20 protein-coding genes are annotated in these 25,060 nt (G+C 61.0%); 13 read left to right on the top strand and 7 right to left on the bottom strand.

Annotated elements, in window-relative coordinates:
• Positions 1 to 324: 324 nt before the first annotated feature.
• The 5 genes from AACY30_RS09315 to AACY30_RS09295 all read left to right on the top strand — a co-directional run bounded on the left by AACY30_RS09315 (position 325) and on the right by AACY30_RS09295 (position 6,152).
• Positions 325 to 1,770, top strand: coding sequence for an alanine/glycine:cation symporter family protein (locus AACY30_RS09315; RefSeq protein WP_339418651.1), 1,446 nt, complete (start codon positions 325 to 327; stop codon positions 1,768 to 1,770).
• Positions 1,771 to 1,851: 81 nt separating this feature from the next.
• Entirely contained in the window at positions 1,852 to 2,829 is a 978-nt protein-coding gene (locus AACY30_RS09310; RefSeq protein WP_339472160.1) for an asparaginase, read from the top strand.
• A gap of 50 nt (positions 2,830 to 2,879) precedes the next feature.
• On the top strand, positions 2,880 to 3,872 hold the full coding sequence (locus tag AACY30_RS09305; protein WP_339472159.1) for an AraC family transcriptional regulator: 993 nt from the start codon (positions 2,880 to 2,882) through the stop codon (positions 3,870 to 3,872).
• Positions 3,873 to 4,026: 154 nt separating this feature from the next.
• Positions 4,027 to 5,064, top strand: a complete 1,038-nt coding sequence (locus tag AACY30_RS09300) for a histone deacetylase family protein (RefSeq protein WP_339472158.1) — start codon at positions 4,027 to 4,029, stop codon at positions 5,062 to 5,064.
• The gene (locus AACY30_RS09295; protein ID WP_339472157.1) at positions 5,061 to 6,152 is read left to right on the top strand and encodes a polyamine ABC transporter substrate-binding protein; all 1,092 of its coding nucleotides are present in this window, start codon (positions 5,061 to 5,063) and stop codon (positions 6,150 to 6,152) included. The genes AACY30_RS09300 and AACY30_RS09295 overlap by 4 nt, the downstream gene beginning before the upstream one ends.
• Here AACY30_RS09295 and pdxR read toward each other — a convergent pair whose 3' ends face one another.
• The gene (gene pdxR / locus AACY30_RS09290; protein WP_339540202.1) at positions 6,153 to 7,691 is read right to left on the bottom strand and encodes a MocR-like pyridoxine biosynthesis transcription factor PdxR; all 1,539 of its coding nucleotides are present in this window, start codon (positions 7,689 to 7,691) and stop codon (positions 6,153 to 6,155) included.
• A gap of 87 nt (positions 7,692 to 7,778) precedes the next feature.
• Here pdxR and AACY30_RS09285 point away from each other — a divergent pair, with 87 nt between their 5' ends.
• The 3 genes from AACY30_RS09285 to AACY30_RS09275 are packed head-to-tail and all read left to right on the top strand — an operon-like array spanning position 7,779 to position 9,542.
• Positions 7,779 to 8,417 (top strand): FMN-binding negative transcriptional regulator, encoded by a 639-nt coding sequence (locus AACY30_RS09285; protein ID WP_339540201.1) that lies wholly within the window; start codon positions 7,779 to 7,781, stop codon positions 8,415 to 8,417.
• Positions 8,414 to 8,860 (top strand): GNAT family N-acetyltransferase, encoded by a 447-nt coding sequence (locus AACY30_RS09280; RefSeq protein WP_339472151.1) that lies wholly within the window; start codon positions 8,414 to 8,416, stop codon positions 8,858 to 8,860. Before AACY30_RS09285 ends, AACY30_RS09280 begins: the two co-directional genes overlap by 4 nt.
• 10 nt (positions 8,861 to 8,870) lie before the next feature.
• A complete protein-coding gene (locus AACY30_RS09275; RefSeq protein WP_339540200.1) occupies positions 8,871 to 9,542 on the top strand; it encodes a GNAT family N-acetyltransferase in 672 nt (223 codons plus the stop codon).
• 135 nt (positions 9,543 to 9,677) lie between these two features.
• Here AACY30_RS09275 and AACY30_RS09270 read toward each other — a convergent pair whose 3' ends face one another.
• Entirely contained in the window at positions 9,678 to 10,574 is an 897-nt protein-coding gene (locus AACY30_RS09270; RefSeq protein WP_339540199.1) for a homocysteine S-methyltransferase family protein, read from the bottom strand.
• Between the two features lie 114 nt (positions 10,575 to 10,688).
• On the opposite strand from AACY30_RS09270, the gene AACY30_RS09265 reads away from it, so the two are divergent.
• From AACY30_RS09265 to AACY30_RS09255, 3 genes are all read left to right on the top strand, one after another.
• Complete coding sequence (locus AACY30_RS09265; RefSeq protein WP_339418637.1) at positions 10,689 to 11,510, top strand: ABC transporter substrate-binding protein; 822 nt, start codon at positions 10,689 to 10,691, stop codon at positions 11,508 to 11,510.
• Entirely contained in the window at positions 11,507 to 12,337 is an 831-nt protein-coding gene (locus AACY30_RS09260; protein WP_339540198.1) for an amino acid ABC transporter permease, read from the top strand. Before AACY30_RS09265 ends, AACY30_RS09260 begins: the two co-directional genes overlap by 4 nt.
• A 188-nt stretch (positions 12,338 to 12,525) precedes the next feature.
• The gene (locus AACY30_RS09255; RefSeq protein WP_339540197.1) at positions 12,526 to 13,809 is read left to right on the top strand and encodes an autotransporter outer membrane beta-barrel domain-containing protein; all 1,284 of its coding nucleotides are present in this window, start codon (positions 12,526 to 12,528) and stop codon (positions 13,807 to 13,809) included.
• Positions 13,810 to 13,879: 70 nt separating this feature from the next.
• Here AACY30_RS09255 and oadA read toward each other — a convergent pair whose 3' ends face one another.
• Entirely contained in the window at positions 13,880 to 15,688 is a 1,809-nt protein-coding gene (oadA, locus tag AACY30_RS09250) for a sodium-extruding oxaloacetate decarboxylase subunit alpha (protein WP_339418632.1), read from the bottom strand.
• Between the two features lie 102 nt (positions 15,689 to 15,790).
• Positions 15,791 to 17,206, bottom strand: a complete 1,416-nt coding sequence (locus AACY30_RS09245) for an acetyl-CoA carboxylase biotin carboxylase subunit (protein WP_049710865.1) — start codon at positions 17,204 to 17,206, stop codon at positions 15,791 to 15,793.
• A 195-nt stretch (positions 17,207 to 17,401) separates the two neighbouring features.
• Between AACY30_RS09245 and AACY30_RS09240 the strand changes: the two genes are divergently transcribed.
• A complete protein-coding gene (locus AACY30_RS09240) occupies positions 17,402 to 18,376 on the top strand; it encodes a LysR family transcriptional regulator (RefSeq protein WP_339418629.1) in 975 nt (324 codons plus the stop codon).
• Here the strand turns inward: AACY30_RS09240 and AACY30_RS09235 are convergent.
• The 3 genes from AACY30_RS09235 to AACY30_RS09225 form a co-directional block, all read right to left on the bottom strand.
• Positions 18,306 to 18,503: a PA3496 family putative envelope integrity protein gene (locus AACY30_RS09235; protein ID WP_339540196.1), complete on the bottom strand. Its 198-nt coding sequence runs from the start codon at positions 18,501 to 18,503 to the stop codon at positions 18,306 to 18,308. The genes AACY30_RS09240 and AACY30_RS09235 overlap by 71 nt on opposite strands.
• Before the next feature lie 219 nt (positions 18,504 to 18,722).
• Positions 18,723 to 19,589: a transcriptional regulator HexR gene (gene hexR / locus AACY30_RS09230; RefSeq protein WP_010168370.1), complete on the bottom strand. Its 867-nt coding sequence runs from the start codon at positions 19,587 to 19,589 to the stop codon at positions 18,723 to 18,725.
• Positions 19,590 to 19,747: 158 nt separating this feature from the next.
• Entirely contained in the window at positions 19,748 to 22,624 is a 2,877-nt protein-coding gene (locus AACY30_RS09225; RefSeq protein ID WP_339540195.1) for an EAL domain-containing protein, read from the bottom strand.
• Positions 22,625 to 22,871: 247 nt separating this feature from the next.
• On the opposite strand from AACY30_RS09225, the gene uvrD reads away from it, so the two are divergent.
• The gene (uvrD, locus tag AACY30_RS09220; RefSeq protein WP_339436619.1) at positions 22,872 to 25,055 is read left to right on the top strand and encodes a DNA helicase II; all 2,184 of its coding nucleotides are present in this window, start codon (positions 22,872 to 22,874) and stop codon (positions 25,053 to 25,055) included.
• The last annotated feature ends 5 nt before the right edge of the window (positions 25,056 to 25,060 follow it).

Raw genomic sequence — 25,060 nt, 5'->3', positions numbered from 1 at the left:
TCGTTCTTCAGGCCCTTTTTTTGCCTTGAGGTTGCGAAATGACGCCCATAAAAACTCCAATATCGCCCTGCAAACCCACCTTGACCGCCACTGCGTGGCTGAAACCTTTAATCAGCCCGAGCAGACGAATCACGTTCGCCTAGGTATAGTGCCGCCCCTCTCGCGTCTGCGGCCGTCGGTAACGAGGCCCTGAAACTGCGCGAAACCGCATGAATAACAACCCGCAAAAGGATTGGGGTCGAACTGTCGCGCACTGCCTGGTGCGATGCGACGGCGTCGAACCGTCCTGAGTTTGCCATTAGAAAAATCAGCGAGGAACACTCCATGCTCGAAGTCATCAACGACTTCCTCTCAGGGAAAGTACTGATCGTGCTCATTGTCGGGCTCGGCGGTTATTTCACGATTCGCTCGCGTTTCGTTCAATTTCGTCACTTCTTCCACATGTTTTCGGTGTTTAAAGACAGCCTGAAAAGCAGCGCTGGCCAGCTCAGCTCGTTCCAGGCGCTGATGCTCAGCCTGGCCGGCCGTGTGGGTGCCGGTAACATTGCCGGTGTCGGCATTGCCGTGACCCTGGGTGGCCCGGGCGCCGTGTTCTGGATGTGGGTCACCGCGTTGGTGGGCATGTCTTCGAGTTTCATCGAGTGCTCCCTCGGCCAGCTCTACAAACGCACCGACGCCGAAGGCACCTACCGTGGCGGCCCGGCTTACTACATCCAGCACGGCCTGCAAAAACGCTGGTTGGGGATGGTCATGGCGTTCCTGCTGCTGGTGACGTTCGGCTTTGCCTTCAACGGCCTGCAAGCGCACGCCGTGACGCACTCGCTGAACAACGCCTTTGGCCTGGACACCACCTACACCGGCCTGGCGCTGGCGGTATTGCTGGGCCTGGTGTTCATCGGCGGGATCAAGCGCATCGCCTCGATCGCCGACCTGCTGGTGCCGGTCAAAACCCTGATCTACATCGCGGTAACCCTGTACGTGATCGTGCTGCAATTCGACCAAGTGCCAGCCATGCTCGCGACCATCGTCAAGAGCGCCTTCGGCCTCGACCAAGCCTTCGGTGGCCTGGTAGGCAGCGCGATCATCATGGGTGTGAAACGCGGCGTGTTCGCCAACGAAGCCGGTTTGGGCAGTGCGCCTAACGTGGCGGCGGTGGCTTCCGTGGAACACCCGATCGCCCAAGGCGTGGTCCAGGCGTTCAGCGTGTTCCTCGACACCTTCGTGATCTGCACCTGTACTGCATTGCTGATCCTGCTCTCCGGTTTCTACACGCCGGGCTTTGAAGGCGACGGCATTGCCCTGACCCAGAACTCCCTGGCAGCGGTAGTGGGCGATTGGGGTCGCATGTTCATCTCGGTGGCCCTGGCGTTGTTCGTGTTCACCTCGATCATGTACAACTACTACCTCGGCGAGAGTAACCTGCGCTTTTTGGTCGGCAATAACCGCAAGGTGCTGATGGGTTATCGGGCGCTGGTGCTGGTGCTGATTTTCTGGGGTTCGATCGAAAACCTGGGCACCGTGTTCGCCTTTGCCGACATCACCATGACCCTGCTGGCGTTCGTCAACCTGTTTGCCCTGGCGTTCCTGTTCAAGATCGCCATGCGCATCCTGAATGACTACGACAACCAGCGTGCGGCAGGCATCAAGACCCCTGTGTTCGATTCCAGCCAGTTCCCTGACCTGGACTTGGACCGCAAGGCCTGGCCAGCGAACCCGGCAAAACCGGAAGCGGCAGCCTCGGCTGAACTGAACGCTCAACCGCAACGCTGAGCGCAGTTAGATAGATGACACGCCGCCCGGCCTTGGGCATGCTCTGGGCCCGGCGGCGTTTTTCGTTCAGGAGATTTCTCGATGCAACCAGCTAACAACGTCATGGTGCTCTACACCGGTGGCACCATTGGCATGCAGGCCAGCGCCAATGGCCTGGCTCCCGCATCCGGTTTTGAAGCACGCATGCGCGAACAGCTCACCGACCAGCCTGTGCCTGCGTGGCGCTTCCAGGAAATGGCGCCGCTGATCGACAGCGCCAACATGACCCCTGCGTACTGGCAGCGTTTGCACACAGCAGTGATCGACGCCGTGGACCAAGGCTGCGATGCCGTGCTGATCCTGCACGGCACCGATACCCTGGCCTACAGCGCAGCGGCCATGAGCTTCCAACTGCTGGGTCTGCCGGCACCGGTGGTGTTCACCGGCTCCATGCTGCCAGCCGGCGTGCCGGACAGTGATGCCTGGGAAAACGTCAGCGGTGCGTTGGTTGCGCTGGGCGCAGGCCTGGCACCCGGTGTTCAACTGTACTTCCATGGCTCGCTGATGGCGCCAACCCGTTGCGCGAAAATCCGCAGTTTTGGCCGTCATCCGTTTGCCGCCCTGCAACGCAACGGCGGCGTGGCCCAGGCCGATATGATCCCGGCGGCGCTGCATTTCCGCCAGCCGAAAGCGTTGGCCAATGTCGGCGTGCTGCCGCTGGTGCCCGGTATCGCTGCCGCACAACTGGACGCGCTGTTCAACAGCGGCATCCAGGCACTGATCCTTGAATGCTTCGGCAGTGGCACCGGGCCGAGCGACAACCCCGCGTTCCTGGCCAGCCTGCAACGTGCGCAGGCTGAGGGGATTGTGGTCGTTGCCATCACCCAATGCCATGAAGGCGGTGTTGAATTGGACGTCTATGAAGCCGGCAGTCGCCTGCGCGGCGCGGGTGTGTTGTCCGGCGGCGGCATGACCCGCGAAGCGGCGTTCGGCAAGCTCAATGCGCTGATCGGTGCCGGGCTAGATACCCAGGAAGTCCGCCGCCTGGTGGAGCTGGACCTGTGCGGCGAGTTGCGCTGAGCGGCATGTAACTTGCTCTTCTTCCAGCCATCCCGTGGCTGGAAGACCCTATGTTGCACTCCCACCTCACCACCCTCAATGCCGTCTCGCTGATCGTTAACGCGTTCAAGATCGAAGGCTTTCCCGCTGAAACGTTGCTTGCCGGCAGCGGCATTTGCACCGCCGACCTGAGCCGCGCCGACACCTGCATCACCACCAACCAGGAGATGCGCGTGTGTGCCAACGCAGTAGCGCTGCGGCGGGATATCGGCCTCGAATTGGGCCGCAAGATGCATGTGTCGTCCTACGGCATGCTCGGTTATGCGCTGCTCACCTGCGCCACCTTCGGTGACGCTTTGCGCCTGGCGCTACGCTACCCGGCGCTGTTGGGAACACTTTTCGAGCTGAGCCTGGAAAACGACGGCGAGCGTATCTGGCTGACCGCCGCCGATTACCGGGAAACGCCCGCGCTGGAAATGTTCAATGTTGAATTCTGCCTGGTTTCGCTGAAACTCATCTGCGACGACCTGCTGGGCCAGCCGCTGCCGTTACTCGGCGCACGCTTCGAATACGGCGCGCCGGACTATCACGCGCGCTACCACGAGTGCTTCGCCTGCTCACTGCACTTTGAAGCCAGCGCCAATGCCTTTGCGTTTGATAAGCGCTGGCTCGACCAGCCGCTGCCACTGGCCGACGCCGTCACCCATCACACCGTGGCCGAACGCTGTCGCAAGCAGAACCTGGAGTTCACCGGGCGCCAGGCCTGGCTGGGTCGAATCCGCCATCTGCTCGCCGCACAGCTCCACGCCGCGCCCGGCATTGAAGGCTTGGCAGAACAGATGAACTGTTCTGCGCGAACCTTGCGTCGGCATTTGCATGACTTGGGCAGCAGCTACCAGGAACTGCTCGACGAACTGCGCTTCGACCGCGCTAAGCAGTTGCTGGGGCAGGACGAGATGCCAATCTACCGAATCGCCGAAAAACTCGGTTTCAGTGAAACCGCCAGCTTTCGCCATGCATTTGTGCGCTGGAGCGGGGTGGCGCCTAGTCAATTTCGCCCCTGACGCTTCGTAATGGCGCGCCGATGCACGTTATCGGGGCGAATTGCGGACACACAATTTGGCCGTATTTATCCCCTTTTGGCCGCTCTTGCCGTTTGCTAAAAACCGTCCCACCGCAAGACTGCATCCACTGATACAGCCTGCGGAGAACAAAAAAATGCTGACGATCTACTCAGACGATCATCACCTGCATCACGGCCGGTGCGAATTGATGGACGGGCAACTGATGCCCTGCTTCGAAATGCCGTCGCGTGCCGACCATGTACTGCAACGGGTCAAGGACCGCGAACTCGGCCCGGTGCAGGCGCCGCAGGATTTCGGCCTGGCGCCGCTGCAACGTATCCACAGTCGCGACTACCTGGAGTTTTTCAAAGGCGCCTGGGCGCGCTGGACTGAATTCGCCACCGACGGCGACCTGCTGCCGTATACCTGGCCGGCCCGTACGTTGCGCCGGGTATTGCCCACCAGCCTGCACGGCCAACTGGGTTACTACAGCTTCGACGGCGGCGCGCCGATCACCGCCGGCACCTGGCAAGCGGCGTACAGTGCGGCGCAGGTGGCGCTGACCGCGCAACAGGCAATCCAGCAAGGCGCCCACAGTGCCTTCGCGCTGTGCCGCCCGCCGGGGCATCACGCCGCCAGCGATTTGATGGGCGGTTATTGCTACCTCAACAATGCCGCCATCGCGGCCCAGGCATTTCTCGACCAAGGCCACAAGAAGGTCGCAATCATTGACGTGGACTACCATCACGGCAACGGCACCCAGTCGATTTTCTATGAGCGCAACGATGTGCTGTTCACCTCTATCCACGGGCACCCGGAAGCGGAATTTCCGTTCTTCCTCGGCTATGCCGACGAGCTGGGCGAAGGCGCGGGAGAAGGTTTCAACTTCAACTATCCGCTGCCTGCCGGTTCGGGTTGGGATCAATGGAGCGCGGCGCTGGACGAGGCCTGTAAGGAAACCGAACGCTATGACGCCGACATCATCGTGGTGTCTCTGGGCGTAGATACGTTCAAGGACGATCCGATCTCACAGTTCAAACTCGACAGCCCAGACTATTTGGCCATGGGCCGACGCCTGGCTCGCCTTGGCAAACCCACGCTGTTCGTCATGGAAGGCGGCTACGCGGTGGAAGAAATCGGCATCAACGCCGTCAACGTGCTCGAAGGTTTCGAACAAGGAGCTACCCGATGAAGCTGCTCACTACCCTCGCCTTATGCGCCACGCTCTTGAGCGGCGCGGCCCAGGCCGAAGAAAAAACCCTCAAGGTCTACAACTGGTTCGACTACATCACCCCCAAGGCGCTTGAGGACTTCAAGGCGCAGAACCCGACCATCAAACTGGTTTACGACATCTTCGACACCAACGAAGCCCTGGAGGCCAAGCTGCTCACCGGCAACTCCGGCTATGACGTGGTAGTGCCGTCCAACGTGTTCCTGGCCAAGCAAATCGAAGCCGGGGTGTTCCAGCCCCTCGACCGCAGCCAGTTACCCAACTGGAACCACCTCGATCCCAAGCTGATGAAGCTGATCGAAGCCAACGACCCCGGCAACAAATTCGCCGTGCCCTACATGTACGGCACCATCCTGATCGGCTTCAACCCCGACAAGGTCAAGGCCGCACTGGGGCCGAACGCACCGGTAGACAGTTGGGACCTGATCTTCAAGGAAGAAAATATCAGCAAGCTCAAGCAATGCGGCGTGGCCTTTCTCGATTCGCCCTCGGAGATCCTGCCACTGGCCTTGCAGCACCTGGGCCTGGACCCCAACAGCAGCAACCCCAAGGACTACGCCAAGGCTGAAGCGCTGCTGATGAAGATCCGCCCCTACATCACCTACTTCCACTCCTCCAAGTACATGGCCGATATCGCCAACGGCGACATCTGCGTGGCCGTGGGTTACTCGGGCAGCTTCTCCCAGGCCGCCAACCGCGCCAAGGAAGCCAAGAATGGTGTGACGGTGGACATGCGCCTGCCCAAAGAAGGCGCGCCGATCTGGTTCGACATGCTCGCCATCCCTAAGGGCGCGCAAAACCCTCAGGACGCCTACACCTTTATCAACTACCTGCTGCAGCCACAGGTGATCGCGCCGGTCAGCGATTTCGTCGGTTACCCCAACCCCAACAAGGACGCGACCGAGTTGGTCGACCCGGCGATTCGCAACAACGCAAACCTATACCCCACCGAGGCGGCGATGGCCACGCTGTACACCTTGAAACCCTTGGGGCGTGATGCGGAACGTGTGCGGACACGGGCCTGGACCAAAATCAAATCGGGCACCTGATCAGCATTGCCAGGCCTGGCGCAATCGCGCCAGTGCCGAGGCCATGTCCGCTTCGGGCACCGCGGCGAACCCCAATACCAGGCCTGCGCGCTGATCCACTGGCGTGATTGATTGCGCCAGCCAGTAAGCGCTCAGGCCGTTGACCTCGACATCCGCCGCGTGGGCCTGCGCCAGCAACTGCTGCTCGCGGGCCCGGCTGTCGACACGCACCGTCACATGCAGCCCCGCCGCAACGCTGGGCAGTTCTCCCACACCCGGCAGACCGCTGGGCCAACCCGCCAACAACACATTGCGGCGGCTCAACGCGGCCCGGCGCATGCGGCGAATGTGCCGCTGGAAATGCCCGGTCGCCATGAATTCAGCCATCACCGCCTGGGTGCTGACCTCGGAGTGGCGCATGTCCACGGCGCGGCGCCGGGCGAAGGCGTCTACCAACGCCGGTGGCAATACCAGGTAACCGAGGCGCAACGCCGGAAAGGCTACTTTGCCAAAGGTGCCGACGTAGAGCACCCGCCCGTTGCGGTCCAAGGCGGCGAGCGGCGAGAGCGGCGCGCCACTGTAGCGGTACTCTCCGTCGTAATCGTCTTCGATGATCCAGCCATCCGTGCGTTCGGCCCAGGCCAGCAATTCCAGGCGCCGCGCCAGGCTCATTACCACGCCCAACGGATACTGATGTGAAGGCGTGACATAGGCCACACGGCAATCCTGCAGGCGGTTGAGCACCTGACAATCGATGCCCTCGCCGTCCACTGGCACACCGTGCAGCTGCCCGCCTGCCAGGGCGAACGCATGCCCTGCGGCCCGGTAGCCGGGGTTTTCCACCGCCACGCCATCGCCGGGCTCCACCAGCAGCTGTGCACAAAGGCTGATTGCCTGCTGCGCGCCACTGGTGATCACAATTTGTTCAGCTGAGCACTGCATGCCCCGCGAGCTGCGCAGGTACGCGGCAATCAGGCCACGCAAGCGGTCGTCCCCCGCCGGGTCGCCATAACAGAGTTGTGCCAAGTCGGGCTTGCGCCAGAAAGCCCCATTCAGCTTGGCCCATACCTCAAATGGAAACAGATCGAATGCCGGAACACCGACCCGAAACGCCCTTGGTGGCCCGGGAGGTGGAACCGGTAAATGGTGAGTTTGCACACGCCCAAAAGCAGGCCTGTGGATAACTTCACTGGCTGAGTTAACCGGCAAATCCAACCAATTTGTGGATAAGGCTGGGGATAAGCTTGTTGAAAACCCTGTGGATACTTTTGTGGATAGTTTTTTTGCCGTAGGCAATTGAGCGACGTAAGTGCCATCGCCTACTCGGCTTTCAATAAACCCTTCCGCGTACAGTTGATCGTAAGCGCGCACCACGCTGTTCCGCGAGATCGACAGTGCAGCCGCCAAGTCACGACTGGCGGGTAGGCGCGTGCCGCTGGCCAGTCGCCCGTCCAGCACGCGTTGACGCAGCGCTTCGTACAGCTGGCGCGTCAGCCCCTGACGGCGATCCAGCTCGATACCGGCAGGGTTGAACGACAACGGCGGCGCAATGGGCGGCATATTGGACCTATGAAATTAGCGCTAGATGGCTCTTACAACGAACCATTAGCCTGCCTAGGATGCAGGCATTCGCCAAGGAAAATTTCTATGTATACGCCCCGTGCCTTTGCCCTCGAAGACTTGCCCGAACTGCAGCAATTGATCCAGCACACCCGCTTGGCGCAGTTGGTGACCGTAGGCGAGCACGGCCTGCAAGCCAGCCACTTGCCGCTGCTGCTCAACCCCGATGAAGGCCCTGATGGCACACTTTACGGGCACCTGGCTAAGGCCAACCCGCAGTGGAAGGACCTGCAAAACGGCAGCGAAGCTCTGGTGATCTTCGCCGGCGCCGAGGCGTATATCAGCCCGTCGTTTTACCCGGCCAAGGCCGAGCACGGCAAAGTCGTGCCCACCTGGAATTACATCGCCGTGCATGCCTACGGCAAGGCCGAGGTGTTTACCGATGCCGAGCGTTTGCTTGGGGTGGTCAGTGCATTGACCGATCGCCATGAAGGCAGCCGCGCCCAGCCGTGGAAAGTCAGCGACGCCCCGGCCGACTACATTGAAGGCATGCTCAAAGCCATTGTCGGCTTTGCGTTGCCGATCGAGCGCCTGATCGGCAAACGCAAACTCAGCCAGAACCGCAGCGCTGCCGACATCGCCGGCGTTCGCGAGGGGCTGGCCGCCAGCGTCGACGTACGCGACCAGACCCTCGCACGCTTTATCCCCCAAGGAGTCCCAGAATGAGTCAGATCGACATCCGCCAGGTCACCGCCGCCGACCATGGCGCCTGGCTGCCGCTGTGGCAGGCGTACCTGAAGTTCTACAACACCGAACTGCCGGGCGCCGTTAGCCAAAGCACCTGGGAGCGCCTGATCGACGCCAACGAGCCGACCCATTCCGTACTGGCCTGGCAAGACGGCAAGGCGGTGGGCATGGTCAACTTCATCTACCACCGCTCCAATTGGAGCATCGAAAACGCCTGCTACCTGCAAGACCTGCTCGTAGAGCCCTCTCAACGGGGCACCGGCGTGGGCCGCAAGCTGATTGAGTTTGTCTACGCCACCGCAAAGGCTGACGGCTGCTGTAAGGTTCACTGGCTCACCCACGAGACCAACGCCACTGCGATCCAGCTGTACGAACGCATCGCCGAACGCCCTGGTTTCATCCAATTTCGCAAAGGTCTTTAAGGAGCGCAGCATGTCCACCTCCCTCGCCAACTGGAAAGGCGTCCCGGCACCCAGCGTGCAACTGCTTGAAGGGCGTTTTATCCGCCTGGAAAAACTCGACCCGGCGCGCCATGGCGATGACTTGTGGCAAGCCCTTGAAGGCCCCGGTGCCGACCCCAAGCTGTGGGACTATTTACCCTACGGGCCTTTTCCTGAGCGCAGTGCGTTCAATGCCTGGTTGAACAACCACGCTCAACACAACGAGCCCTATTTCTTCAGCGTGGTCGACCTCAAGACCGGCCAGGTGCAAGGCATCCTCAGCCTGATGTCCATCGTCCCAGCCCAGGGCCGTATCGAAATCGGCCACGTCACCTTTGGCGCGCCGATGCAGCGCTCACCGAAAAGCACCGAAGCGGTGTACTTGCTGGCCAAGTATGCGTTCGAGCAGGGTTATCGTCGGCTGGAATGGAAGTGCAATAACGGCAACACCCGCTCCAAATATGCGGCAGAGCGACTGGGGTTCAGTTTTGAAGGGGTGTTCCGCCAGCACATGGTGGTCAAGGGGCAGAACCGGGATACGGCATGGTATTCGATCATCGATACCGAATGGCCGGCGATTGGGGCGGGGTTTGAGGCGTGGTTGTCCGAGGCTAACCAGACAGGTTCAGGCCAGGTGAAAAGCTTGGCGGAGTGCCGGGCTTAATCTACCCGGCAACACAGAAACCCTTGTGGGAGCAGGCTTGCTTGCGAATACGGCGGGTCAGTCACTGCAGCTGTCGACTGATCCACCGCTTTCGCGAGCAAGCACGCTCCCACATTAGGACTTGTGTGAATTCAACTACCTCAGCTTCTGGGCCAACACCGCAATGTGCTCAGGCCCGATCCCGCAGCATCCGCCCAAATGGCTGGCACCGCGTGCCTGCCAGTCCGCTGCCCAGTGCAGGTAACCCGGCGGGTCCAGATCCTCACGCAATGGGTCAAGACCATCGTTGGCCGTGGCTTCCTTGGGCTGCGGCGGGAAGGCATTGGCGTAGGCGCCCACCTCAATCTGCACGCCCAGGCGCTCGAACGTCTGGCGCGCTGCGTCAATGGCATCGCCTATCACTTCCGGCTGGCTGCAGTTGAACAACAGCACTTGCACACCCAGCTGCGCCGCCGCTTCGGCCGCATCCGCCACCGGTTCGCCGGAACGCAGGCGCGGGACTTCGTCGGTGTCTTCATCCTTGAGAGTAAACGACAGCCAGAACGGTTTGCCGTCCTCGGGCAAACCGGCGTGGATCGCACGGGCTTCAACGATCGAGCTCTGGGTTTCCGCCAGCCACACGTCAACAAAAGGCGCGAGGCCTCGCACCAACGGTGTCAGCAATTCGGATACGCGCTGTGGCTTGAATAGGTCCGGGCGATACGAACCAAACAGCGGCGGCAGCGAACCCGCCACGCGCACGGCCTTGCCGGATGCGTCTACCGCGCGCCTGGCCAGCTCACCGGCAAGCGCCGCCAGGGCTTCGCCCTCCTCGGCAAACCGCGCCTCGCCGATATGGAACGGCACCACCGCGTAGCTGTTGCTGGTGATCACGTTGGCACCGCTCTGAATGTACGCAGTATGCACCGCCTCCACCGCTTGGGGCGCTTCGCTCAAGGCCAACGCTGACCACTCCGGCTGCCGGAACGGCGCGCCACGGCGTTGCAGTTCACGGCCCATGCCGCCATCAAGAATTACTGTTGCTGTGGCCATATGCTTTTTACTCATAAGCTTATGAAAATAACTCACTATGAGAGTCGTTCTTATAACTATTTAATACGTCGAATCCGCTTCATAACAACTCTTTTTTCATTCAGGTACCGATCCATGAAACTGAAACCGCTGCTGGCCTTGGGCCTGACGATTCTGGCCGCTTCAACGCAAGCCTTTGGCGGTGCAACGCTGGACCGAATTGAGAAGAAGAAAGAACTGGTGGGCGTGCTGATGGAGAGCTACCCGCCGTTCTCGTTTCTTAACGAACAAAATCAGCTCGATGGCTTCGACGTCGACGTGGCCAAGGCCGTGGCGCAAAAACTCGGTGTGAAGCTGCGCCTGGAGACGCCCTCCTGGGACGTGATCGCGGCCGGCCGCTGGAGTGGCCGCTACGACATCTGCATCTGCTCCATGACCCCGAGCAAGGCCCGCGCCGAGGTGTTCGACTTTCCGGTGGAGTACTACGCCTCGCCGGCGGTGATCGTGGTCAACGCCAAGGATGATCGCATCCACAGCGCCAAGGACCTGAGCGGCAAGAAAGTCGGCCTGACCAGCGCCTCCAGCTATGAAAGCTACCTGAACAAAAACCTGGTGATTGAAGGCGCCGAAGACACGCAGTTGCAGTATCCATTCGACAACGTACAGATCGCGCCCTACGACACCGACAACGTGGCCTTCCAAGACCTCGGCCTGGGCGCCGGCGTGCGCCTGGATGCAATCCTCACCAACCTGGTCACCGCTCAACCGCGCCTCACCGAGGACAAGCGCTTCAAGCTGGCCGGCGAGCCGTTGTATTCGGAGCCCAACTCAGTGGCGATCGAAAAAGGCGACCCGCAGTGGGACAGCAAGGTGCGTGAAGTCTTCGCCCAGTTGAAACAGGATGGCACCCTGAGCAAGCTGTCGCAGAAATGGATCGGCGCCGACATCAGCCAATGACTGCGTTCCCCACACCTCCCAAGCCGCCGGTCAGCGCGTCGCGCTGGCAGCGGCTCTTCGGTTTTCGCACCCGGTTGTACCTGACCTGGGCCGTGCTGTTCTGCCTGTTCGCCAGTTTCTTCCTGAGCTTTGACCTGAAGTTCTCGATCATCCTCGACAAGCTGCCCAACCTGGTGGGCGTGCACCTTTCGCCCAATGGCTTCCTGCAAGGCGCGGCGCTGACGCTGTTCTTGTGCCTGTGCTCGATCGGTATATCGTCGGTGCTGGGGTTTGTCACCGCGCTGGGACGCTTGTCGAAAAGCGCCGTGGCCTTTGGCATCGCCAGCTTTTATGCCTCGTTCTTTCGCGGCACGCCGCTGCTGATCCAGATTTTGCTTATCTACCTCGGCCTGCCCCAGTTGGGCCTGGTGCCGGGCGCCATCGTCGCCGGGATCATCGCGTTGTCGCTGAACTACGGCGCTTACTTGAGCGAAATCTTCCGCGCCGGCATCCTCGGTGTCACCCACGGTCAGCGTGAAGCGGCACTCGCCCTGGGCATGCGTGACAACGTGATCTTCTGGCACGTCACCCTGCCCCAGGCCATGCGCACCATCATTCCGCCGGCCACCAACCAGTTCATCTCGATGCTCAAGGACTCGTCCCTGATCTCGGTGATGGGCGTGTGGGAGGTCATGTTCCTGGCGCAGTCCTATGGCCGCTCGAGCTATCGCTATATCGAGATGCTGACCACGGCGGCGATTATTTACTGGGTGCTGTCGCTGGGCATGGAGCTGATCCAGGCGCGGCTGGAACGGCACTATGGCAAGGGGTATGTGCGTCGTAGTTGAGCTCCAAAAGCTGCATTAAAATGCATATTGGTGTGCTTTTAGGATCGTGATTACGCAATAAAATGCAGACGTCGCTTATCGCCGACCGATAGCGACAACTCCCGCACACCGCGACTGCGTGGCCTGACAGTTATCCCTCCTTCACCTCGCTAAATTCCCCGCCTCATTCACCAAGAGGTTGGGAATTCATGCCCATTACACTCCGCAGAATCGTACTTGCCATCAGCCTACTCGCTGCGGCCAACCTTCAATATGCACATGCGCGCGGCGATATCGAGTACATGCCGTACTGGTATCAACCCTACGACGCACCGGCTTTTGAGTGGTTCGACCTTCCCGAAGTTGAAGCTGCGCCTATCGACGGCTATTTCACTGGGCAAGCCACTACTCACAATGGTCGGCAGGTGGCGAAGGTGCTGGAGCCAGCACTGACTCGCCTGCTGGAGTCGGGCAAACTGAGCTCCGAGCAGATCAAGGCCCTGGAGAAACTCAACGCAGAACTCGCACAGAAACCCGGCGCATTCGGCGCGGCCCTCGAGCAACTGGCGGGCAGCCAGAACGCAAACCTGGCGGCAGCAACCCAGAGCAGCACCCAGCAACTGAGCAGCCGCGTGCTCTCGACCCTGCGCGAGTTGCCCACCGACTCCAACGGCCACTTCTGGGTAAAAAACCTCGGCAGCGAAGGCGGTCTCGACAGCCAGCGCGGCACTGCCGGCCTGAATACGGCCAACCAAGGCGTTTTAATGGGCGCAGATTGGGCTGTCGACCACGCCTGGCGAGTCGGTGTGCTGGGGGCAAAATCCAGCAGCCGTTTCGATACGCAGCGCTTTACCGCAGACCTGGACAGCTGGCATCTGGGCGGTTACGCCGTGCGCCAGGACGGTCCGTTGGCGTTACGCCTGGGCGCGATCTACAGCAGCCATGCGGGGCAAAACAAACGTGGCATCGATATCCTGGGTTACAAGGACACACTCAAGGGCCGCTACACCGCCAACAGCCAGAATGTCTTCGGCGAAATGGGCTACCAACTGGGCAGTGGCGACATCAGCATCGAGCCGTTTGCTGGCCTTGGCTACCAGCGCTACAGCCGTGACAGTTTCAAGGAACACGGCGGGGCCGCGGCGCTGAACGTCGATGCGCAAACCCAACAGAACCTGAGCAGCACCTTTGGTCTGCGCCTGGCCAAACTGTTCCTGTTCGACAACCAGATGACCCTCACACCCCATCTGAGTACGCAGTGGAAACACCTCTATGGCGACGTCGACAGCCAGGTGCGCCAGTCCTTTCGCCAGGGCGGCATTGACGGCTTCACCCTTCAGGGCGCGTCGCTCGACCGCAACAGCCTGAACCTGCAGGCTGGGCTCGATCTGGCACTCTCAGCCAACCACACCGTCGGCCTGGCCTACAGCGCGGAAAACGGCACCCAAAGCAGCAGCCAAGGCTTGATAGGGCAGTGGCGGATGCGTTTCTAAGCAAACTACAGGCGAAAAAAAGGGGAGCACCTGCCCCCCCGAGGATTAAACGGTAATGTCGAAGGCTGTATCAGCCTTCGATTTCAATCAGGATTTCGCCAGGGTTGACCCGGTCGCCCTTGGCTACATGAACAGCGCTCACCTTGCCGGCAATCGCTGCCTGCACTTCGGTTTCCATCTTCATGGCTTCGGTAATCAGTACGGCCTGGCCGGCCTTGACCACGTCGCCTTCCTTGACCAGCACGTCGACGATATTGCCCGGCATCGCGGTGCTGACATGGCCCGGCTCGGTGGCCTGCTTGCGCTTGCTGTTACCACCGCTGACAAACTCGTTGAGCGGTTCGAACACCACTTCTTCGGGCATGCCGTCGATGGACAGGTAGAAGTGGCGCTTGCCTTCGGCCTTCACGCCGACACCGGTGATGTCCACGCGGTAGCTCTCACCGTGCACGTCGATGACGAACTCGGTCGGCACGCCTTCGCCACCGGCACGGGCCACGCCGCCCGCTTCAGGAATCGGCAACAGTACTTCCGGCGCCAGGGTGCCGGCGTCGCGCTCTTCGAGGAACTTGCGGCCGATGTCCGGGAACATGGCGTAGGTCAGCACGTCTTCTTCAGACTTGGCCAGCGCGCCGATTTCGCCACGCAGCTTGGTCATTTCCGGCTTGAGCAAATCGGCCGGGCGTACGTCAATGACCTCTTCACTGCCGATGGCCTGGCGACGCAGTTTCTCATTCACGGTGCCCGGCGCCTTGCCGTAGCCGCCTTGCAGGTAGAGCTTCACTTCGTTGGTAATGGTCTTGTAGCGCTCACCGGCCAGCACGTTGAAAAACGCCTGGGTGCCGACGATCTGCGAGGTCGGGGTGACCAGCGGCGGGAAGCCAAGGTCTTCACGCACACGCGGGATTTCGGCCAGCACTTCGCTCATGCGGTTGAGGGCGCCCTGCTCTTTCAACTGGTTGGCCAGGTTGGAAATCATCCCGCCCGGCACTTGGTTGACTTGCACACGGGTGTCGACGGCGGTGAATTCACTTTCGAACTGGTGGTACTTCTTGCGCACGGCATAGAAGTACAGGCCGATCTCTTGCAGCAGTTCCAGGCTCAGGCCGGTGTCGAACTCACTGCCCTTAAGGGCGGCGACCATCGACTCGGTACCCGGATGGCTGGTGCCCCAGGCAAAGCTGGAAATGGCGGTGTCGATGTGGTCGGCACCGTTTTCGATGGCCTTGAGTTGGCACATCGCGGCCAGACCGGCGGTGTCGTGGGAGTGGATAAAGATCGGCAGGTTTTGTTCGGCTTTCAGCGCCTTGACCAGTTCACCGGTGGCGTACGGGGTCAACAGGCCGGCCATGTCCTTGATCGCAATCGAGTCGCACCCCATGGATTCGAGCTGTTTGGCCTGGGCCACAAACGCTTCGACAGTGTGCACCGGGCTGGTGGTGTAGGCGATGGTGCCCTGGGCATGTTTGCCGGCGGCCTTCACCGCTTCGATGGCCACGCGCAGGTTACGCACGTCATTCATGGCGTCGAAGATGCGGAATACGTCGATGCCGTTGACTGCCGCCTTGGCCACGAACGCCTTGACCACGTCGTCGCTGTAATGGCGGTAGCCCAGCAGGTTCTGGCCACGCAGCAACATTTGCAGGCGGGTGTTAGGCAACGCGGCGCGCAGTTTGCGCAGGCGCTCCCACGGGTCTTCTTTGAGGAAACGTACGCAAGCGTCGAAGGTCGCGCCGCCCCAGACTTCCAGGGACCAGTAGCCGACTTTGTCGAGCTTGTCGCAGATCGGCAGCATGTCATCGGTGCGCATGCGGGTCGCGAGCAACGATTGGTGGGCGTCGCGCAGGATGGTGTCGGTTACGAAGATTTTCTTAGTCATATTCGGATCTCCTCATAGCTGCAAGTTTCAAGCTACAAGCTGCAAGTAAAGGCTGATGCGCTTTAACTTGTAGCTTGCCGCTTGCAACTTGCAGCTGCTTATTTATAAGCCTGCGTGGGCGGCGATGGCGGCGGCGATGGCCAGGGCCAGCTCTTCGGGTTTGCGCTTGATCGAGTAGTTGGTCAGCTCAGGGTGGGCTTCAACGAAGCTGGTATTGAACTGGCCGCTGCGGAATTCCGGGTTGCGCAGGATTTCCTGGTAGTAGGCGGCGGTGGTCTTCACGCCTTGCAGGCGCATGTCGTCCAGGGCACGCAGGCCGCGGTCCATGGCTTCTTCCCAGGTCAACGCCCACACCACCAGTTTCAGGCACATGGAGTCGTAGAACGGTGGGATGGTGTAGCCGGTGTAGATCGCCGTGTCGGTGCGCACGCCAGGACCGCCGGGGGCGTAGTAACGGGTGATCTTGCCGAAGCTTGGGAGGAAGTTGTTCTTCGGGTCTTCGGCGTTGATGCGGAACTGCAACGCGAAACCCCGGTGCTGGATATCTTCCTGTTTCACCGACAGCGGCAACCCGGAGGCGATACGGATTTGCTCGCGGACGATGTCGATCCCGGTGATTTCTTCGGTGATGGTGTGTTCCACCTGCACCCGGGTGTTCATCTCCATGAAGTACACCTCGCCCTCCGCGAGCAGGAACTCCACGGTGCCGGCGTTCTCGTAACCCACGGCCTTGGCGGCGCGCACCGACAGGTCGCCGATGTAGGCGCGCTGTTCCGGGGTCAGCTGAGGGCTTGGGGCGATTTCGATGAGCTTCTGGTTGCGGCGCTGGATCGAGCAATCGCGCTCGAACAGGTGCACCACGTTGCCAAAGCTGTCACCGAGGATCTGCGCCTCGATGTGCTTGGGATTGACGATGCATTTTTCCAGGAACACTTCCGCCGAGCCGAACGCCTTGGTGGCTTCGGAGATGACGCGGGGGAAGGCTTGTTCAAGTTCTTCGCGGCTGTTGCAACGACGGATACCACGACCGCCACCGCCGGAGGTGGCCTTGAGCATCACCGGGTAACCAATACGGTCGCCTTCAGTCAGGGCTTCGGCGATGTCGGCGACGTTGCCTTCGGTGCCGGGCGTGACCGGTACGCCAGCCTTGATCATGCTGCGGCGCGCTTCGGTCTTGTCGCCCATGCGACGGATCACTTCAGCGGACGGGCCGATGAATTTGATCCCGCGTTCGGCACAGATATCCGCCAGTTCGGCGTTCTCCGACAGGAAGCCATAGCCGGGATGCAGCGCATCACAACCGGTTTCCACCGCCAAGTTCACCAGCTTGCGCGGGTTCAGGTAACCGGCCAGTGGCTCGGCACCAATGCTGTGGGCTTCGTCGGCACGCTTGACGTGCAACGCATGGCGGTCGGCGTCGGAGTAGACCGCGACCGAGCGAATGCCCATCTCGGCGCAGGCACGCACGATTCGTACGGCAATTTCACCACGGTTGGCGATCAGGATCTTTTTTATCACTTGGAAATTCCCTTGAGCCGATTGCTGCGTTCTTCGACCCACAGGAGCTGGGTCGTCGCGTGACCAAATGTTTCATGACAGTCGCAAGACACACCCTAAGCCCATAGAGGGATTAACAAAAATCAATAATTATTGGGTCATGCATAAGTAAAGACTTATAGTTGTTCGGCTGGCTTGGGATGAGGAGAGCTAAACATGCGTAAGTCATTGATGCGACTGACATTGCGTCAGCTGCAGATCTTTCATGAAGTGTGTGATTTGCGCTCTTATAGCCGCGCCGCCGAGGAAATGTCCCTCACACAGCCCGCCGTGAGCCTACAAATTCGTCAGCTGGAAGAGCTGATCGGCCAGCCGCTGTTCGATTATGTCGGCAAAAAACTCTACATGACCGAGGCCGCTGAAGCGCTGCAACGGGCCAGTCGCGATATCTTCGGACGGCTGGAGAACCTCGATATGCAGCTGTCGGACATGCAGGGCTCGCTGCAGGGCCAACTGAAGCTGGCCGTGGAATCCAGCGCCAAATACTTTGTGCCGCATTTGTTTGCTGCCTTTAAGCGCCAGCACCCTGAGGTGCAGTTGCACCTGACGGTGGTCAACCGTGCCCAGGTGATCCGCCGGCTTTCCGACAACCGCGACGATCTGGTGATCATGTCCATGGTGCCCCAGGACATGGGCCTGGAATTCCTGCCATTCCTCAACAACCCGATTGTCGCCGTGGCGCCCCCCAACCACCCTTTGAGCCTGCAAGGCCCACTGCGCCTGCAAGATCTGGAACCTTACACGCTGCTGCTACGTGAACCGGGTTCCGGCACGCGGATGGCTTGCGAAGAGTACTTTAAGGAGAAACGTGTGCACTTCACCCAGACGGTGGAAGTCGCCTCGGCCGAGGCGCAGCGCGAATGTGTATGCGCGGGATTGGGCGTGGCCCTGCTGACGCGCCACGCGGTCAACATGGAACTGGCCACCGGCGGGCTCAAGGAGCTGCCGGTGGAAGAGCTGCCGCTGTACCGCAGTTGGTGCCTGGTGCAGGCCAAGGCCAAGCGCCTGTCACCGGTGGCCCATGCGTTCCTGGGCTTTATTCGCAGCGAACGGGTGCAGATCAGCGCACTGGCTGAGCGGTTCGCTGGGCAGCCGCGGGTGCCTGCCAGTGGAGTTCCGGGTAGTCACTGATGCTCTGGAGCAATTGGCGCTCCTCGCAACGGTCTTCGATTGCGCGACGGAACGCCATGCGGCGTTGGTCTTCCTGCTGACGACGGGTCTTTACGGTGCTGTTGCTTTCTTCGTAGGGCCGGGCCATTTCGAGTCTCCCAATGCGAGTGCGGGGAGTACAGGATGGGCGCAGGGGATGACGGTTTGGCGGCGCGGGGGTTACAGGACGATGAATCTTCTAAAACTGACGCAAATCCAATGTGTGTGGCTTGCCTGCGATAGCGGTGGCTCAGTCAGTGATGTGGTAACTGGCAGACCGCTATCGCAGGCAAGCCAGCTCCCACATTTGACCGAGTGTGACTTTGAATCAATCGTCGAGGGCTTTGACCGACTTGGGCGACAACCGCAGGCTACGCAAGCTGCGCTTCACGCTCTTGAGGTGGTTGACCAGGCTCGGCCCGCGCGCCATGGCCACGCCCATTGCCAACACATCAATCACCACCAAGTGGGCGATACGCGAGGTCAGCGGCGTATAAATCTCAGTGTCTTCATGCACGTCGATTGCCAGGTTGACCGTAGACAGTTCCGCCAACGGCGTCTGGCTCGGGCACAGGGTGATCAGGGTCGCACCGCTTTCACGCACCAGATTGGCGGTGATCAGCAGGTCTTTGGAACGGCCCGACTGGGAAATACAGATGGCGACGTCGGTAGGCTTCAAGGTCACCGCCGACATTGCCTGCATATGCGGGTCACTGTAGGCGGCGGCGGTGAGCAGCAGGCGGAAGAACTTGTGTTGGGCGTCAGCGGCCACTGCGCCCGAAGCACCAAAACCGTAGAACTCGACACGCTGGGCCTGGGACATAGCGGTCACGGCCTTTTGCAACTCCACCGGGTCGAGCTTCTCGCGCACTTCCATCAGGGTGTGCAGGGTGGTGTCGAAGATTTTCAGGCTGTAGTCGGCGACGGAATCGTCTTCGTGAATCGCAAATTGCCCGAAGCTGGCACCGGCGGCCAAACTTTGGGCCAACTTGAGTTTCAAGTCCTGGAACCCGGAGCAACCGATGGCGCGGCAGAAGCGCACGATGGTCGGCTCGCTGATGCCCACACTATGGGCCAGGTCGGCCATGGAACTGTGCATCACAGCCGCAGGGTCAAGCAGCACGTGATCGGCAACCTTGAGTTCCGATTTGCGTAACAGGTGGCGCGACTGGGCGATATGTTGCAACAGGTTCAAAGGGCAGGACTCTTGTTATGGGCAGGGCCAAGGATGTAGCAATCTTGTAGTTATACTACAAGAATTGTCGTTTTGCCCGTCCGAAGCATCACTAAATCGCCCTGCTCCCCTTTGAATCTAAGGGCGGCCAAGTTGTAGCCACAGGGGCGGCCTTGGCGTCACTCAGGAAAATCTGCATTTTTCCGTAACAAATCTGCCAACCCTTCGGCCTGCATCGGCCGGCTGATCAAATAGCCCTGCACTTCGTCACACTGCTCCCCTCGCAGGAAATCCAGCTGCTGCTGATCCTCCACACCTTCGGCCACCACTTTGAGCGCCAACCCATGGGCCATGGCAATGATTGCCCGGGTAATGGCCGCGTCTTCACGCCCCTGGCCAAGCCCACGGATAAAGCTCTGGTCGATCTTCACGTAGTCCACGGGGATGCGTTTGAGGTAGCTGAGGGACGAATAACCGGTACCGAAATCATCAATGGCCAACTTCACGCCCAGGTCGCGCAGTTGCTGGAAGGTCGCGATGATGTGTTCAACGCTGTCGAGCAACTGGCTTTCGGTCAGCTCCAGCTCGAGGTATTGCGGGGCCAGCCCGGTTTCTTCGAGCACCTGACGCACCAGGCTGACCACCTTGCCCTGGCGCAACTGATGCACCGACAGGTTCACCGACACTCGAATCGGCGCCAACCCCTGACGCTGCCATTCACAGGCTTGCCAGCAGGCCTCGCGCAGCACGAACTCGCCCAGTGGCACGATCAGGCCGGTCTCTTCGGCCAGGCCGATAAAGTCCCCCGGCGGCACCATGCCCCACTGCGGATGCTCCCAGCGGATCAACGCTTCGGCAGCATTCAGCTTACCGGTGGCCAGGCACAGTTTCGGTTGGTAGAACACCATGAGCTGGCGCTCCTCGATGGCCTTGCGCAAGTGGTTTTCCAGCTGTAAGCGCTCCAGGGTGCTGGCTTGCAGGCTGTCGGTGTAGAACTGGAAATTATTACCGCCCAGATGCTTGGCGTGCTGCATCGCCATGTTCGATTGACTGACCAGCGCGGAAATTTCCCGTGCATTGTCCGGCAACAGGCTGACGCCCATCGAAGCACTCACTACCAGCTCATGCCCATCCACCGTCACCGGCACGCGCAGCTTGGCCAACAGTCGTGTGGCGACTCGCGCCAGGCTCGAGAGGTTGCCATAAGCGTCGAATAACACGGCGAACTCGTCCCCGGACAGGCGTGCGATGGTGTCGGCCTCGGGCAAGGCGTTGATCAGGCGGCGCGCCACTTTCTGCAGCAATTGGTCGGCGACTTCATGGCCCAAACTGTCATTGAGCAGCTTGAAGCGGTCCAGGTTGATATGCAGCAGCGCCAGGCTGCGCCCGCCCTGACGCACGCGCTGATGAGCCTCGCGCAGCCGTTCGCGGAACAGCGAGCGGTTGGCCAGGCCGGTCAATTCGTCATAGTGGGTGAGGTAGCGCATGCGCTCTTCGGACTCACGCCTGGCCGAGAGATCGGCGAAGAAACCCACGATATGGCTGACTTTCCCCCGAACATCGCGCACCACGTTCAATTGCAGCCACTGCGGGTACAGCTCGCCGTTCTTACGCGTTTCCACCAGCTCGCCCTGCCAGGTGCCGTGGCTGAGCAGCGCCTGGCGGATCACCGGGAAGTGGCGGCGGGCATCACGACTGCTGGGCAGCTCCACGACATTGCGGCCGATCATGTCGCCGGTTTCAAAACCGGTCACACGACTGAACGCCTGGTTGACGGCGACCAGCTTGTAGTCCGGGTCAAGAATCACGATACCTTCGCTGGCCGCCTCGAACACGGTCGACGCCAGGCGCTGTTGTTCCTCCAGCGCCTTGCCGGCGCTGATATCGCGGCGCGTGCCAAGCATGCGCGTGACTCGCCCGTTGGCCGTGCGCTCCACGGCACGGCCACGGTCTTCGATCCATACCCAGTGCCCATCGCCGTGGCGCACGCGGTACTCCACCTGATAGTCCTCGCTGCGGCCCTTAAGGTGTTCCACCAGGGCGCGCTTGAGCAGCGGCAGGTCTTCGGGATGCAGGCGCGGCTTGAGATGGCCGAGCATCGCCGTGACGTACTCCGACTCCAGGCCGAACAATTCCTTGAGCTGGGTGTGGTGGACTTCGTCGGTTTGCAGGTTCCAGTCCCACAGGCCAAGTTCACTGGCTTGCAGGGCCATGGCCAGGCGCGCTTCGCTTTTATTCAGGGCCAGGCTGGCGGCGTCCAGCTCCTGGCTACGTTGCGCCACGCGGTCCTGCAGGCCGATTTGCGCGTCACGCAGTTCCTGCTCGACCTGGCGGCGCTGTTCGACTTCGCGCACCAACTCCTGATTGAGTTGTTCGCTGCGCTGCTGCGCCTGTTGCAGGTGCTCGATCAGCGCCTGGTTCTGGAAGCGTCGCAGCAGCCCGCGCTGGATCAGGCGATTGACCTGCCACGCCACCAGGCTCAAGGATGCCAGCAGGATCAGGCCCAGTACACCCCAACCGCGCTGCCGCGGGTCGCCGCTCCAGAACAGGTAGATGATCGCCGGCACCAGGCACGGCAAGGCGAAAGACAAAAACGCCGGCAGGCTCACGGCATAGGCCACGCTGGCCGACAGCGTCGCGGCGCCAATCAGGCCAAACACCCAGGCCTGTTGCATAAAGCTGTCCGCCGGCACCAGCGCGATGGCGGCAATAGCCAGGGTCAGGCCGCTGACCGCCGAGCCGAGCATGAACACGCGTCGCCATATCGGCTGGGCCTGGCGGCTGGGCATGGCTGAATCAAACGCCGCCACCTGGATCACGCGCATCGCCACCAGGGCCAGCAGCCAGACCAGCCAGATGCTGTCCAAGAGGTATTGCTTGGGGTTCCAGAGCAGCCAGGCGCAGACCAGGCCATTGACCAGCATCAACAGGGTCGGCAGCAGGGAGCCTTGATACAGCAGGCGCGTGCGCTCGACCGCCATCTCGGTGGCGTAGTGTTTGCGAAGAACCTGCGCGGGCGCCGCCGAGGGGCCGAGCAGATCGGTGCTGAGGGTCATAGGCAGTGTTCTTATAATGGTGAGCCCGAAACGTCGACGGAGCATACACAAGCAAGCGCTCCGGCCAAACTGCTCCACGTCATAAAATCCGCACGCTCAGGCAGCGCAAACTCCGGAGCCAGACGGCTTGAACGAGACGCTGCGCGGGCTGCGACCGTTGACCGACCGGTCATCACCCCGACTGTTTTACGTCGACCACCCGGCATTGGTATTTGCCCCACTCTCCCGTGGGCCATAGAATGCGCCGATGCGCGATGATCTCTCTCTTTTGCTTAACTCCCTCAACGATGCCCAACGCCAGGCCGTAGCAGCCCCCGTTGGCCGTCAGTTGGTCCTGGCCGGTGCTGGCTCCGGTAAAACCCGAGTGCTGGTGCACCGTATCGCCTGGTTGATCCAGGTCGAGAACGCGTCCCCGCATTCCATCCTGTCGGTGACCTTCACCAACAAGGCCGCGGCCGAGATGCGCCACCGCATCGAGCAGTTGATGGGCATCAGCCCGGCCGGCATGTGGGTAGGCACTTTCCACGGCCTGGCGCACCGCCTGTTGCGCGCCCACTGGCAGGAAGCGGGCCTGGCCCAGACCTTCCAGATCCTCGACAGCGATGACCAGCAACGCCTGGTCAAGCGGGTGATCCGTGAACTGGGCCTCGACGAACAGCGTTGGCCGGCGCGCCAGGCGCAATGGTTTATCAACGGCCAGAAAGACGAAGGCCTGCGCCCGCAACATATCCAGGCCAGCGGCGACTTGTTCCTGGCCACCATGCGCAGCATTTATGAAGCCTACGAGGCCGCCTGCGCGCGCGCCGGGGTCATCGACTTCTCCGAGCTGCTGCTGCGCGCCCTCGACCTGTGGCGCGACAACCCAGGGTTGCTGGCCCATTACCAGAAACGCTTCCGACACATTCTGGTGGACGAGTTCCAGGACACCAACGCCGTGCAGTACGCCTGGTTGCGCCTGCTGGCCAAAGGTGGCGACAGTCTGATGGTGGTGGGTGACGACGACCAGTCGATCTACGGCTGGCGTGGCGCGAAAATCGAAAACATCTACCAGTACTCCGAAGACTTCCCGGACGCGGTCACCATCCGCCTGGAGCAGAATTACCGCTCCACAGCCGGGATCCTCAAGGCAGCCAACGCCTTGATCGCCAATAACACCGGGCGTCTGGGCAAAGAGCTGTGGACCGACGGCGGCGAAGGCGAAGCGATCAACCTATACGCCGCGTTCAACGAGCACGATGAAGCACGCTACGTGGTAGAAACCATCGAAAGCGCGCTGAAAACCGGCCTGGCGCGCAGCGACATCGCGATTCTTTACCGCTCCAACGCCCAATCGCGGGTATTGGAAGAAGCCTTGCTGCGCGAGCGCATCCCGTACCGCATCTATGGCGGCCAGCGCTTCTTCGAGCGTGCCGAAATCAAGAACGCCATGGCTTACCTGCGTTTGCTGGAAGGTCGTGGCAACGATGCGGCGCTGGAGCGCGTCATCAATATCCCGGCGCGTGGCATCGGCGAGAAAACCGTCGAGGCGATTCGCGACCACGCTCGCCATGCCGATGTGTCGATGTGGGAAGCCATGCGCTTGCTGATCGCCAATAAAGGCCTGACCGGTCGTGCAGCGGGCGCACTGGGCGTGTTTGTCGAGCTGATCGAGAACCTGTCGGCCAAATGCGCGGAAATGCCGCTGCACCTGATGACTCAGACCGTGATCGAACAGTCCGGCCTGATCGCCTACCACGAAGCGGAAAAAGGCGAGAAAGGCCAGGCCAGGGTAGAAAACCTTGAGGAACTGGTGAGCGCCGCCCGTGCGTTCGAAAACACCGAGGAAGACGAAGAGCTGACTCCGCTCGCCGCATTCCTCGGGCATGCGTCGCTGGAAGCCGGCGACACCCAGGCCGATGAGCATGAAGACAGCATCCAGCTGATGACCTTGCACAGCGCCAAGGGCCTGGAATTCCCGTATGTGTTCCTGGTCGGCATGGAAGAAGGCCTGTTCCCCCACAAGATGAGCCTGGAAGAACCTGGCCGTCTAGAGGAAGAACGTCGCCTGGCCTACGTCGGCATCACGCGCGCCATGCAGAACCTGGTGATGACCTACGCCGAAACCCGACGCCTGTACGGCAGCGAGACCTACAACAAGGTGTCGCGCTTCGTACGTGAGGTGCCGAAGGGTCTGATTCAGGAAGTGCGCCTCTCCAACAGCGTCAGCCGCCCGTTCGGCGGAGGCCAGCAGCAAAGCGCCAGCAGCCTGTTCGCCGGCTCAGAAATTCCGGAAACCCAGTTCAGCCTTGGCCAGCAGGTCAGGCATTCGGTGTTCGGCGAAGGCGTGATCCTCAACTTCGAGGGCGCGGGTGCCCAGGCGCGGGTACAGGTGAACTTCGCCGAAGGCAGCAAGTGGCTGATGATGGGTTACGCGAAGCTCGAAGCCATTTGAAACAT

Origin of the sequence: Pseudomonas sp. RA_5y_Pfl1_P24 (assembly GCF_963970945.1) — a bacterium.
In the GTDB taxonomy this organism is placed as follows: domain Bacteria; phylum Pseudomonadota; class Gammaproteobacteria; order Pseudomonadales; family Pseudomonadaceae; genus Aquipseudomonas; species Aquipseudomonas tritici.
The sequence above is the reverse complement of the archived record's forward strand: the minus strand, read 5'-3'. Positions and strand labels throughout refer to the sequence as shown.

Excerpts from the sequence above, each read along its gene's own strand:
- AACY30_RS09315 (WP_339418651.1), top strand. The coding sequence starts at position 325 with ATGCTCGAAGTCATCAACGACTTCCTCTCAGGGAAAGTACTGATCGTG.
- AACY30_RS09310 (WP_339472160.1), top strand. The coding sequence starts at position 1,852 with ATGCAACCAGCTAACAACGTCATGGTGCTCTACACCGGTGGCACCATT.
- AACY30_RS09305 (WP_339472159.1), top strand. The coding sequence starts at position 2,880 with ATGTTGCACTCCCACCTCACCACCCTCAATGCCGTCTCGCTGATCGTT.
- AACY30_RS09300 (WP_339472158.1), top strand. The coding sequence starts at position 4,027 with ATGCTGACGATCTACTCAGACGATCATCACCTGCATCACGGCCGGTGC.
- AACY30_RS09295 (WP_339472157.1), top strand. The coding sequence starts at position 5,061 with ATGAAGCTGCTCACTACCCTCGCCTTATGCGCCACGCTCTTGAGCGGC.
- pdxR (WP_339540202.1), bottom strand. The coding sequence starts at position 7,691 with ATGCCGCCCATTGCGCCGCCGTTGTCGTTCAACCCTGCCGGTATCGAG.
- AACY30_RS09285 (WP_339540201.1), top strand. The coding sequence starts at position 7,779 with ATGTATACGCCCCGTGCCTTTGCCCTCGAAGACTTGCCCGAACTGCAG.
- AACY30_RS09280 (WP_339472151.1), top strand. The coding sequence starts at position 8,414 with ATGAGTCAGATCGACATCCGCCAGGTCACCGCCGCCGACCATGGCGCC.
- AACY30_RS09275 (WP_339540200.1), top strand. The coding sequence starts at position 8,871 with ATGTCCACCTCCCTCGCCAACTGGAAAGGCGTCCCGGCACCCAGCGTG.
- AACY30_RS09270 (WP_339540199.1), bottom strand. The coding sequence starts at position 10,574 with ATGGCCACAGCAACAGTAATTCTTGATGGCGGCATGGGCCGTGAACTG.
- AACY30_RS09265 (WP_339418637.1), top strand. The coding sequence starts at position 10,689 with ATGAAACTGAAACCGCTGCTGGCCTTGGGCCTGACGATTCTGGCCGCT.
- AACY30_RS09260 (WP_339540198.1), top strand. The coding sequence starts at position 11,507 with ATGACTGCGTTCCCCACACCTCCCAAGCCGCCGGTCAGCGCGTCGCGC.
- AACY30_RS09255 (WP_339540197.1), top strand. The coding sequence starts at position 12,526 with ATGCCCATTACACTCCGCAGAATCGTACTTGCCATCAGCCTACTCGCT.
- oadA (WP_339418632.1), bottom strand. The coding sequence starts at position 15,688 with ATGACTAAGAAAATCTTCGTAACCGACACCATCCTGCGCGACGCCCAC.
- AACY30_RS09240 (WP_339418629.1), top strand. The coding sequence starts at position 17,402 with ATGCGTAAGTCATTGATGCGACTGACATTGCGTCAGCTGCAGATCTTT.
- AACY30_RS09235 (WP_339540196.1), bottom strand. The coding sequence starts at position 18,503 with ATGGCCCGGCCCTACGAAGAAAGCAACAGCACCGTAAAGACCCGTCGT.
- AACY30_RS09225 (WP_339540195.1), bottom strand. The coding sequence starts at position 22,624 with ATGACCCTCAGCACCGATCTGCTCGGCCCCTCGGCGGCGCCCGCGCAG.
- uvrD (WP_339436619.1), top strand. The coding sequence starts at position 22,872 with ATGCGCGATGATCTCTCTCTTTTGCTTAACTCCCTCAACGATGCCCAA.